At 77.1% G+C, this 11,554-nt stretch carries 7 protein-coding genes; 2 read left to right on the top strand and 5 right to left on the bottom strand.

Annotation, left to right across the window (positions count from 1 at the left end; genetic code table 11):
* Positions 1–42: 42 nt before the first annotated feature.
* From E9549_RS24080 to E9549_RS07675, 3 genes are read right to left on the bottom strand one after another with little or no spacing between them, the layout of a single operon-like run.
* The gene (locus E9549_RS24080; RefSeq protein WP_236825947.1) at positions 43–2,892 is read right to left on the bottom strand and encodes an alkaline phosphatase D family protein; all 2,850 of its coding nucleotides are present in this window, start codon (positions 2,890–2,892) and stop codon (positions 43–45) included.
* A complete protein-coding gene (locus E9549_RS07680; protein WP_236825946.1) occupies positions 2,889–5,300 on the bottom strand; it encodes a PEP/pyruvate-binding domain-containing protein in 2,412 nt (803 codons plus the stop codon). The genes E9549_RS24080 and E9549_RS07680 overlap by 4 nt, the downstream gene beginning before the upstream one ends.
* Positions 5,297–5,596 (bottom strand): hypothetical protein, encoded by a 300-nt coding sequence (locus E9549_RS07675; protein WP_236825945.1) that lies wholly within the window; start codon positions 5,594–5,596, stop codon positions 5,297–5,299. The genes E9549_RS07680 and E9549_RS07675 overlap by 4 nt, the downstream gene beginning before the upstream one ends.
* 252 nt (positions 5,597–5,848) lie before the next feature.
* Here E9549_RS07675 and E9549_RS07670 point away from each other — a divergent pair, with 252 nt between their 5' ends.
* Positions 5,849–7,525 (top strand): hypothetical protein, encoded by a 1,677-nt coding sequence (locus E9549_RS07670; protein ID WP_236825944.1) that lies wholly within the window; start codon positions 5,849–5,851, stop codon positions 7,523–7,525.
* Between the two features lie 4 nt (positions 7,526–7,529).
* Here E9549_RS07670 and E9549_RS07665 read toward each other — a convergent pair whose 3' ends face one another.
* Positions 7,530–9,995 (bottom strand): glycoside hydrolase family 65 protein, encoded by a 2,466-nt coding sequence (locus E9549_RS07665; protein ID WP_236825943.1) that lies wholly within the window; start codon positions 9,993–9,995, stop codon positions 7,530–7,532.
* Positions 9,988–10,326 carry a hypothetical protein gene (locus E9549_RS07660; protein WP_236825942.1) on the bottom strand — a complete coding sequence of 113 codons (339 nt, stop codon included), beginning with the start codon at positions 10,324–10,326 and terminating at the stop codon, positions 9,988–9,990. Before E9549_RS07660 ends, E9549_RS07665 begins: the two co-directional genes overlap by 8 nt.
* Positions 10,327–10,506: 180 nt before the next feature.
* Between E9549_RS07660 and E9549_RS07655 the strand changes: the two genes are divergently transcribed.
* On the top strand, positions 10,507–11,554 hold a 1,048-nt coding region (locus E9549_RS07655; RefSeq protein ID WP_236825941.1), incomplete at its 3' end, for an HAD-IC family P-type ATPase.

Raw genomic sequence — 11,554 nt, 5'->3', positions numbered from 1 at the left:
GCAGGGTCTTCCGGCCCGGGCCGGGGGACCTCCCGCACTGCGTCAGCCGGGCGGCGCGGCCACCGTCACGGTGTGCGAGACCAGCTGCTCGCCCTCCCACGTCCAGCCCGCGAGGGTGACGGTCACCGTGGGCCCGCCGTCGTCCGCCACCGCGACCGTGCCGAACTGGCCGGCCCCCGGGAAGGCGCCCTCGCTGTACGGCCCACCCTTGACCGAGCCCGGGCGGTCCAGCGCCGCCGCGTGCAGCAGCGGGAACCCCGGCCCGCCCGCGGTGGCGTAGCCGGTGTGGGTGCCGTCGTCGACGGCGACCATGTGCGCGTCCCCCGACAGCATGACGAGGTTGTCGATGCCCGCACCGGCGACGACGTCGGCCAGCTCGCGCCGCTCGTCGGCGTAGCCGCCCCAGTCGTCCCGGCCGGGTCCGGCCGGCGCCACCCACGGGTCGGGGTTCACCCAGAGCACGACCGCGTGGGTGCGCGCGGCGCGCACCAGCTCGTCGGCCAGCCAGGCCTTCTGCTCGGCGCCGAGCATCGAGGTCGCGGTGCGCTCGGACCGGGTGTCGGTCATGACGACGCGTACCCGGCCCACGGTGAAGGCCTGGTACACGGCGCCCTCGTCCGGCAGGGGGTGGTGCGGCGCGTACTCGCGGTAGGCCTGCCGCGCGGCCGGCCCGACGGGGGAGGAGGCGTCGGACCCGTCCCCGCCGAAGTCGTGGTCACCCCACACGTACGCCACCGGGACCTCGCGGTACAGCGCCGCCTGGGCCGGGGCGGTGAGCACGTCCTCGTACCGGTCGCCGAAGGCGCCGACGTCGTCCCGGGAGACGTCCGCGTAGTGCAGGTCGCCGGTCTGGAGGTAGAGCAGCGGGTCGACGTGGGCGATCGCGTCGAACACCGCCCCGCTGGAGCCGGTGCGCGCGCAGCCGGCGACCGCGAGGGTGAACGACGCCGGGCCCTCGGGGACGGTCCGGAAGCCGCCCCGGCCGCGCCCCTCGTCCGGCCGGCCGTCGACCTCGACCGTCCAGCGGTACGCCGTGCCGGGCGACAGGCCGTCGACGGCGAGCCGGACGACGCCGCGTGCGGTGGGGGCGACGGCGGCGGAGCGCCGCGGTGCGCCGCCGTCGACCGGGGTCACCGCCAGGCGGGCGGTGGAGGACGGGTCCGCCAGGCCGGCGACCACCTGTGCCGACCGCCCGGTCACGCCGCCGGACCAGGCCCAGAGCACCCGGTCCACCTCGAGCGGCAGGGTGGCGGAGACGGGGTGCGCCGGCCCGAAGAGCCGCTCGTACACCGCCGCCGCGGCGCCGTAGGTGCCGCCGAGCACCAGCGCGGTCACCAGCGCCAGGGTGGTCACCGCCCGCAGCGAGCTGCGGTGCTGCCAGACCAGCCAGAAGCCGACGGCCGGCAGCAGGAAGACGGCACCGACGAGCAGGCTCACCCACGGCTGGTACGTGATGGCGGCGAAGATGCCCAGGGCCGTGCCGGCGACGGCGGCCAGCAGGGCGCCGACGGCCTCGGACCGCAGCGCCACCAGCAGCCCCACCGCGGCCAGCGCGAGCAGCCCGAGCTGGAGGGTCCGGGACAGCTCCGCACCCATCGTGTCGCCCTCCGGGCTGGTGGGCAGCCCCTCCACCAGGGCGAGGACGGCGAACAACGCCAGCGCCCCGGCCAGCCACGCCCGGGCCAGGCGCCGGACGGTCCGCTCACGCGCGGGCCCCAGGCTCACCAGGCCCGGGGTCGGGGTGGCACCGGCCGGCTGCCACGGGCATCCGCTGCAGTCCCGGTGCAGCCCGCGCCGTTCCAGCGCCCACCAGGTGCCGAGCACCAGCGCCGTGCCGATGAGCACGCCGGCGCCGACGTCGGAGGGCCAGTAGAGCCGGTCGCGCACGAGCTGGACCGCGTAGCCGGCCAGGAGCGCGGCGGTGCCGCCGAGGACGGCCAGCGCCGGCCCGCGCCGGCGGGTGCGCACGTGGACGGCGAGGGGGACGAACCCGGCCAGCAGCGTCGCCTGCAGGGCGGGGCCGCTGGGCAGCGAGTCGAGCAGGCCCGCGAGCGGGCCGTCGGGCGGGTGGGCGCGTTCCACCGCGTCGGTGAACCACAGGTGCGCCCCCAGGGAGAGGCCCACCACGGTCAGCTGCCCGAGCGCGAACGGCGGGCAGCGCCGGGTGAGCAGGCCGACCAGGACCGACAGCGCGACGGCGACAGGCACCGTGCCGACCAGCTCCAGGGGCAGCCCTGTCCACCCGGGCAGCTCCGGCACGGTCTCGTCCACCCCCTCGAGCAGCTGGGGTGCCCCCGCGACGGTGAAGGTGAACTGGGCCGCGGCGGCGCCGGTGAGCACCGCGGCCCAGCCGAGCAGCAGCACCCCGAGCCCGGACGGGGCGCCCGGTGCCGGCGGCCGCCGGCCGAGCGGGGTGCTGACCAGCAGCGGCCGGACCGGCCCGGGGACGTCGGGCCAGCGGACGAGGAGGACCAGGGAGGTGATGGCGAGGGCGGCCATCGCTCCGGCGGCGAGGAGGAGGAGGGCGTACAGCCACGACACGCCGGCGCCGAACATGCCCGCGGCCTGGGTGTAGTTCTTCGTCGCGCCCCGGGCCCCGTAGACCGCCAGCGCGCCGGCGCTCAGGGCCAGCAGCAGGTAGTGGACGCGGAGCCGGAGACCGGCCGGGAGCGCGGCCTCCGGGGGGTCGCCGGTCCGGACGCCGTGCGCCGTGGCCAGGCCCTGCAGCGACGTTCGCCGGTCCCGCCCCCGCCGGTTGCGGCCGTGCAGGGCGTCGCGCACCAGCGTGAAGGCGGAGACGAGTATGCCGGCGCCGATGATGGCGGGCACGAAGATCTGCGCCCGGTCGACGTCGGCCTGCGCCCACCAGTCCTCGCGGACCCGGCGCCTCACGGGGCCACCCCCGCGTCCCGGGCGCCGGTCCCGTGCGCGCCGTCCCCGGCGTGCAGGACGACGGTCCCGGCGTCCCCGTCCATGGTCACGGTGCGGCCGTCCAGCACGCTCGTGGCGCCGGCGACGTTGAGCACCGCCGGCACACCCAGCTCGCGGGCCACGATCGCCGCGTGGGACAGCGGCCCGCCCCGCTCGACGACGATCGCGCCGGCGCGGAGGAACAGCGGGGACCACCCCGCGTCCGTCGCGGCGGCCACGAGCACCTCCCCGGGCTCGAGGAGGTCCGGGTCCGGTGCGCGCAGGACGTGCGCCCGCCCGGTGTGCCGGCCCGGTGCGGCGGCCCAGCCGTCGAGGCGGTCCCCCACCGGCACCGCGACCGGCGCGGTGCCGGGGTCGCCGGTGAACCGGACCGGCAACGGCGGCTCCTCCTCACGCTGCCGCAGCCAGCGCCTCCGGCGGGCGAGCTCGGCCGGCGCGGGCGGGGCACCGGCCAGCGCCGGCGCGAGTTCGTGCTCGCGCAGCAGGTCGACCGCCTCCGGATCGGGCAGCGCCCCCGCCCCGGTCAGCCGCCGGCCGAGCTCCAGGTGCACGCGCCGCACCTCGCCCCCGAGGGCCAGGACCGCAGCCTTGACGTTCTCCCGGCGGGCCAGCCCGTCGCTCGCGTCGGTCACGAGCCGGCGGAGCACGTGCAGCCGCACGTCGACGACCTGCCCCGTGAGGATCCGCACCCGCCGCCACGACCGCTGCCCGGTCAGCCGCCGCTCCAGCTCGTGCCGTGCCGTCTCCCGCTCGACCCGGCGGGACCGGTGCGCGGGGAGGGACTCCTGCCCGCCCTCGGCCCACGTCGGGCCGGCGAACACCGAGCGGGAGGTGCCGGCCGACCGCGTGCGCCGCGCGCCGGCACCGGAGGTCACCCGCTGCGCGGCGGAGGCCGCCTCCTGCTCGCCGAGGTGCCCGGCGAGGGTCGCCTCCAGCTCCGCGTAGGCGCCCACCGCCGCCGAGGCGACGGCGAACTCCACCGTCATGCCGCGGGTGCCCAGGTCGACCAGCCTCCGGCGGTAGGCCAGCAGGTCGGGGATCGCCATCGCGGGCAGCGCGGGCGGATCGGCCAGGAGCTGGTCGGTGGCGGCCAGGACGACCGCGGCCTCCGCCGTCGCGCGCCGCCGGGCCGCGCCCGCCCGGAGCTGGACCCGTGCGGTCCGCCACCGGGACGCCGGCGCCCCCTCGTCGGCGTCGGGCTCGGCGGAGCCGAAGTACTGGCGCTCCAGCTCCGCCTCGGATCCGCCCGGGACGCTGCGGGCGGCCCTCTTGAGCAGGTCCAGGTCCAGGGCGGCCCGCCCACGCACGCGGCGGACCAGCTCGTGGGGACCGCACCGGTCGGCGGGCAGCCCCCACGACCGGCCGAGCACGTCGCGCAGCGCCTCCTCGACGAGGAAGGAGGCCACGTCCCACACCAGCGGCGGGAGGACGCCGGGCAGCGTCTCGCCGATCCCGGCGGTGGTCAGCTCGGCGTCGTCGACAGGGGTGTCCGCGCCGTCGTCGGTGCGGTCGGGCCCGGTGGTGATGGGCCGCGCCTGGACCACCCACGTCCGCTTGCCGTCCCAGGCCCACTCGACGTCCTGCGGCCGGCCGCCGGACGCCGCCTCGACCTGCAGGGCCAGGGCCGCCGCCTCCCGCACGTGGGCGGGGGCCGCCGCCTCGCCCGGCGGCTGCCGGGGGAGGAGCCAGACGTCGGGCGTGCGGGCGCCGGAGACGAGCGCCTCGCCGAGCTCCGGCACGGCCTCGACGCGCACCTGGCCGGGAGAGCCGCCCGGGTCGACGGTGAACACGACGCCGGCCGAGCGCGCCGGGACCATCCGCATGAGCACCGCCGGCATGGCGACGTCGTCGCTGCCGATGCCCCACGCGCGGCGGTAGGCGCACGGGGCCGGGTGCCACAGCGAGGCCCAGGTCAGGCGCACCGCGTGCAGGACGTCGTCGGGCGGGACGTCCAGCGAGGAGCGGTACTGGCCGGCGAAGGAGGCCCCGGCCATGTCCTCGACGGTCGCCGACGACCGCACCGCCACCGGGGCGCCACCCCCGACCGACCGGGCCGTGGCCACGAGCCGCTCCTCGAGGGACGGCGGGACCGGTACGGCGAGGAACGCGGCGTCGACCTCGCCGGCGGGCACGGTCTCCCCGGCGCGCAGCCGGCCGAGCAGGCCGGCGAGGTCGGGGTGGGCGGCGACCGACCGGTAGGTGGTGGCGCTGACCACCGCGGTCGGAGGCACCGGGAACCCGGCCTGCACCAGGCGGTCGAGCGAGGCCGCCTTGCCGCCGAGCTCCCCGGGCGGTGCGGGGTTGCCGCGGCGGAGGACCACCACCGGCTCGGCGACGGCGTCGCGCCGGACACCGGTGGTGACGGTCACCGGCCCGCGTCCCCGGCGGTGGTCAGCCCGGCGCGGTAGGCGGCCACGCACCGGTCGGCCAGCCGGTCGGCCGGCTCGCCGGTCGCCGCGGCCCGCCGGCGCAGCCAGGTGGCGAGGTCGGGACGCAGCGAAATCCGGTGCCGGGAGCGCAGCACCAGGACGAGCGCCGCCGCGAGCACGACGCCGACGGCGGCCAGGAGCACCACCAGGTCACCGTCGCCGCCCCGGGCGGCGTCGACGGCCCCGACGAGGACGCCGAGCAGGGCGAGCAGCAGGAGCGGCAGCAGGCGTGGCACGGGCACTCCCCGGGACGGCGGGCGGGCGGTGCTGGCGACGCTAGACGCGCACCGGGGGCCTGCCCGGGGTCTCCCGACCCCGTCCCGCGGGGACCTTCGGCGCCGCGCGGCCACGGCGACGCGAGGTCGCGGGAGGGACCTTCGGCCCTGCGCCGCGGGACGGCGGGCCCGCGTGCCCCGAGCGTGACCGGTCGACGATCCAAGGGGAGCACCGCCGGGACGCGACCGAGCGGACGGGCGGGAGGACGGCAGGTGGAGACCCAGGACCGCGGCCACGCCGTCGGTGCGGACGTGCGCCGCCCGCGGTGGCCCGACGAGGACCGGTGGCGCCGGCCCTCGGGACTGGAGCCGACGGGCCGCCGCCGGCTCCCGCGGGTGGTCCTGGCATGGTCGGTCGCCGTCGTGGCGGCCGTCGCCGGCCTGCTCGTCCGCAGCGCCCACCCGGAGCTGGTGGCGGGCCTCGACCGCGAGGCACGCGACCTGCTCCTCGGCGCCGAGGAGCAGGTCCCCGGCTGGGCGGAGAGCATGAACCGGCTCGGCGGGGTGCTCGGCTACCGGGTGCTGTGGTTCCCCGTGCTGCTGGTCCTCGTGTGGACGACGCGGTGGCGGCACCTGGTGGTCTACCTGGGCACCGTGTCGGTCGTCGCCGCCGTCGCCCAGCTCGCCCTGGGGCCGGCGACGCTGGCGCGGGCCTTCCGGGACGAGCTCACCGGCTCGCCCGACGCGGTCCACCTGCCGGCCTGGCCCCTGCTCGTGCTCGCCACCGTGGCGACGGCGACGCTCCTCGTGCTGACCCCCTCCGGACCGGCGCGGAGGTGGGGGTGGTCCGCCGTCGTCCTGCTCCTGGGCGTCGTCTCGGCCGGGCGGGTGGCGCTCGGGCACGACGTGGCGTCGACCGAGGTCCTCAGCGCGCTGCTGGGCTGCGGTCTGGCGGCCGTCGCCTTCCACGTGCTGGCGCCCGAGGACGCCTTCCCGGTCTCGTTCCGCCGGCAGGTGAAGGCCCACCTGCGGCTGGACGGTGAGCGGTGCGCGGCCGTGTCCCGGGCGGTGCGCGAGCAGCTGGGGCTGAGGTTGACCGCCCTGGAGCCGTACCGGCTCGACGGCTCGGCGGGATCGACCCCCTGCCGGTTGCGCATCGCCGGTCCCCCGGAGGGCCTCCTCTTCGGCAAGCTCTACTCGAGCACCCACCTGCACTCGGACCGCTGGTACAAGCTGGCCCGCGTGCTCCGCTACGGGCGGCTGGAGGACGAGGCGCCGTTCTCCTCCGTCCGCCGCCTGGTCGAGCACGAGGACTACATGCTCCGCCTGCTGCGCGACGCCGGCGTCCGCGTGCCCGAGCCCGTCGGCGTCGTGGAGGTCGTGCCGGGGCGGGAGTACCTGCTGGTCACCGAGCTCGTGCCCGACGCCGTGGAGGTCCTCGACGCGCCGGTGGGGGAGGCGCTGGTCGACGACGCGCTGGTGCAGGTCCGCCGGCTCTGGGCCGCCGGCGCCGCGCACCGGGACATCAAGCCCTCCAACGTGCTGGCGCAGGGGGCCCGGGCCGTCCTCGTCGACGTGTCCTTCGGTGAGCTGCGCCCCTCACGCTGGCGGCAGGCGGTGGACCTGGCGAACATGCTGCTCGTCCTCGCGCTGGCCGTCGGCACCGAGCGGGTGCTGGCACGGGCGCGGCAGTACTTCGACGAGCAGGAGCTGGCGGAGGCCTTCGCCGCCACCGGGTCGGTCACCGTTCCCCGCCAGCTGCGCCGGCGGATCGACGCGTCCGGCCGCGACCTGCTGGCGGAGTTCCGCGCCTCGCTGCCGCACCACCCGAGGATCCGCATCCAGCGCTGGAGCGCCCGGCGCCTGCTGCTGGCCCTGGCCACGGTCGGCGGGATCGCCCTCACCGTCGCACTCGCCGCGCTCAACCTCCGGGCGGGCGGCCTGCTGTGAGCGTTCAGGGCCGGTCGGCCCGCCGGCGGGGCAGCGGGACCTCCAGGGTGGCGCGCGGGTCGATCCGGTGCTCCCCGCCCCGCACCCGCACCGGCAGCGTCGTCGCACGGGCGGAGCTGCCGCCCACGACCAGCGCGTCGTGCCCCACCACGACCTCCAGCTCGGGGTGGTCGCGGTAGCGCAGCCGGAACCGCAGCTCGTGAAGTGCATCGGGGAGGTAGGGGTCGAAGCCCAGGGCCTCGCCCCGCGTCTCCAGCCCGGTGAAGCCGCGCACCAGGAGGTCGACCGTGCCCGCCATCGCTCCCAGGTGGATGCCCTCGGCGGTGGTGCCGCCCTGGGCGTCGGTGATGTCGCTGTCCAGCGCCTCGAGGAAGTAGGTCCACGCCCGGCGGCGGTCGCTGCGGGCCAGCACCCAGGAGTGCACCGTCTTCGACAGCGTCGAGCCGTGGCTCGTCCGCGCCAGGTAGTAGGCCACGGTGCGTGGGATCGTCCGCCGGTCCCAGCGGTACCCCAGCCGGTCCAGCACGGCGTACAGCTCGTCGGCCGGCAGGAGCTGGAACAGCATGAGCACGTCGGCCTGCTTGGACACCCGGTAGCGGTTGGTCGTGTCGCCCTCCGCCTCCAGGATGCGGTCCAGCCGGCCGATGTCCCCGTACCGGCGGCGGTAGCCGGACCAGTCGAACTCCGCGAGGTCCTCGTAGCCGCGGAACTGGCTCAGCACGCCGTCGTCGTGCCAGCACAGCCGCAGCCGGCGGCTGACGTGCGCCCAGTGCTCCAGATCGGTCCGGCTGAGCCCGAGGAGGTCCAGCAGCTCGTCCCGCCGCCAGACCGGTAGCCGTTCGAGGCACTCGAGCGCCCGGGTGAGGGTCCACGAGGCGAGGACGTTGGTGTAGGCGTTGTCGTCGAGCCCCGGCGTGTCCCGCCAGGGCAGCGCGTCGTGGTACTCGTCCGGGCCCATGACACCGCAGATGTCGTACCGGTCGTCGGTGCGGTCGTAGGTGGCCAGGTCGGCCCAGAACGCGGCGACGTCGCAGATCAGCTCGGCCCCGTAGGAGGACAGGAACTCCTCGTCGCCGGTCGCCTCGACGTAGCGCCAGGTGTTGCAGGCGACCGCCAGGCCCACGTGCCGTTGGAGGTGCGACCGGTCGGCCAGCCACCGGCCGGAGAGCGGGTTCAGGTGCACCCGCTGGGTCTCCTCGTCGCCGGAGGAGCCGCTCTGCCAGGGGAACATCGCGCCCCGCCGGCCGATCGCGCGGGCGGCCGCCCGCGCCTGCGGGAGCCGGCGCCAGCGGTACAGCAGCATCGCGCGCGAGACCTCGGGCAGCCGGACGCTGAGGAACGGCAGCACCAGGATCTCGTCCCAGAAGACGTGCCCCCGGTAGGCCTCGCCGTGCAGGCCCCGGGCCGGGACGCCGACGTCCAGGTCGATGCTGTGCGGGGAGATCGTCTGCAGCAGGTGGAAGACGTGCAGCCGGATCACCAGCGAGGTCCGGGGGGAGCCAGTGACGGCGACGTCGCAGCGCCGCCACAGGTGCGCCCAGGCGAGCACGTGGGCGTCGAGCACCTCTGGGAGACCGGGGGCCCGGTCCAGCTCGGCACGCGCCGCCTCACCCGGTTCACCCGCGCCGCGGTCCCGCGAGGTGCACAGCGCCGCGGTCTTCTCGACGGTGACCGGCACGCCGTCGGGCAGGGAGAGCTCCGCCTCCCAGCCGACGTAGCCGTCGTGGGTGGTGGTCCGGGTGGTGACCGGGTGCTCGGTGCCGTCCACGCGCACCCGGTGCCGCGCCGCGAGCGCGACGCGCACGCGTGACTGGACGGTCTCCGCGACGAGCACGAGCAGCCCGCCCTCGGTGGAGGTCTCCTCCACCCGCAGGTGGTCCCCCCGGAGGCCCCGGTAGCGGGCCACCCCGCAGTTGCGCACCCGGCCGTCCAGGCCGGAGCGGACGGTCACGGTGCCCGACCAGTTCTCGGCGCGGAAGGTCGTCTCCAGGGCGGCCAGGCAGGGCGCGGCCATGGAGACGACCCGCCGCTGGGCGACACGGGTGCGGCGGCCCTCGGCGTCCTGGACGACGAACCGCCTGGTGAGGACGCCCCGGCGCAGGTCCAGCTCCTGGACGTAGCCGGAGACGGCCGCACCGGCGAGGTCGACCCACCCGCCGTCGCCGAGCCGGAAGGCCAGCGACTGCCAGTCGGGCAGGTTGACGATGCTCTCGTTGGGCACCTGCCGCCCGTCGACCTCGTCGACCAGCCGGTCGAACACGCCGGCGGCGTACGTCCCGGGGTAGTGGACGCCGTCGGCGCGGCTCTCGGGTGCCGCGGCCCGGGTGGCGAACCGGCCGTTGCCCAGCGCGCAGAGCACCTCCCGGAGGGCTTCCTGCGCCGGGTCGTACCCCTCGTAGGTCAGCAGCCAGCCCTCCGCCCCGGTGTGCGGTTCCCCGTCCCCGGGGATCCGGGACGCCGGATCAGCCACCCCGGTGGGCCCGGGCGGGACGGGACCGGGTCAGCAGCCAGATCCCGAGCAGCGCGCCGGCGACGGCGATCACCCGGTTCGGGTCGACGGCGGGCTGCCAGGAGACCCGGCCGTCCCGGACGACGAACGCACCCGCCGGGCGGCCGCCGACGCCGAAGCCGCCGCCGGAGTTCTCCTGGCCCGCCTGGTCGAAGCCGCTGCCCCCGCCACCGCCGCCCCCGATCCGCGCGGCCGGGATGACGGTGACGCCGTCCTTCTCGTACGGCTCGCCGAAGACGCGGCGCACCGTGACCGCGTCCCGGGCCTGGCCCAGCAGTTCCTCCACGCGCATGGCTCCTCCTCCGTGGGTCACCGGCCCGTCCTCCCCGTGCGGTGGGACCCACCGTGCCGCCGCGGCGGGGAGCCGGTGGAGGGACCAACGTCCCGGCGGGCACGGGCACTCGGGCACCTCCGGGTGCCCACCGGGCCTGGTCAGGTGGACCCGCCCCGCACGACCAGGCAGAGGAGCGACATGGGTGCCGACGTCGTCGAGACCCCGCGGTCCCCTGCCGCCGGCGCGGCCGTGCCGGACCGCCCGGTGACACCGCCGGCGGGGCTCTCCGCGGCGCAGGTCGCCGAGCGGGTGGCCGCCGGCCGGACGAACACCTCCACCGTCCGCACCAGCCGCACGGTGGGCGAGATCGTCCGGTCCAACGTCCTCACCTTCTTCAACGGGCTGCTCGCGGCGCTGTGGGTGGTCGCGGTCCTCACCGGGCGCTGGCAGAACGCGCTCTTCGGCATGGTGGTGGTCGCCAACGCGGGGATCGGGATCGTCCAGGAGCTGCGGGCCAAGCGGACGCTGGACCGGCTCGCGGTGCTCAACGCGCCGACCGCCCGGGTGGTGCGCGGCGGCACGGTCGCCGAGGTGGCCGTGGCGGGCGTCGTCCTCGACGACCTGCTGGAGATCCGGGCCGGGGACCAGGTCCCGGCCGACGCCGTCGTCCGCACCGCCACGGGGCTCGCGGTCGACGAGTCGCTGCTCACCGGTGAGGCCGAGCCGGTGGCCAAGGAGCCGGGCGACCTCCTCTGGTCGGGCGCGATCGTGGTCGCCGGGCGGGGGCGCGCGCAGGCCACCGCGGTGGGCGACGACGCCTACGCGGCCCGCCTGGCCACCGAGGCCCGGCGTTTCAGCACCACCTTCTCCGAGCTCGTCGCCGGCACGAACCGGTTGCTGCGCTGGATCGCCGTCGTGCTGGTCGTGGTGGCGCCGGCCGTCCTGTGGAGCCAGTTCCGGAGCGCGGAGAACGTCGGGTGGCGAGAGGCGGTCACCGGCACCGTCGCCGCCCTGGTCGGGATGGTCCCCGAAGGGCTGGTGCTCCTGACGACCCTGGCGTTCATGGTCGCCACGCTCACGCTGGCCCGCCGGCAGACCCTCGTGCAGGAGCTCCCGGCGGTGGAGGGCCTGGCCCGCGTGGACGTCGTGTGCCTGGACAAGACCGGCACGCTGACCCACGGCGACGTCCGGTTCGACCGGCTGGAGCGGCTGGGGGAGGGGTCGGGACCCGGGGACGACGCGGTGC

The sequence above is a fragment of the Blastococcus sp. MG754426 genome (assembly GCF_021699055.1).
Taxonomy (GTDB): domain Bacteria; phylum Actinomycetota; class Actinomycetes; order Mycobacteriales; family Geodermatophilaceae; genus Blastococcus.
This window is presented reverse-complemented; position numbering and strand designations above follow the sequence as displayed.

Coding starts and splice junctions, on each gene's coding strand:
- E9549_RS07660 (WP_236825942.1), bottom strand. CDS start 10,326: ATGCGCGTGGAGGAACTGCTGGGCCAGGCCCGGGACGCGGTCACGGTG.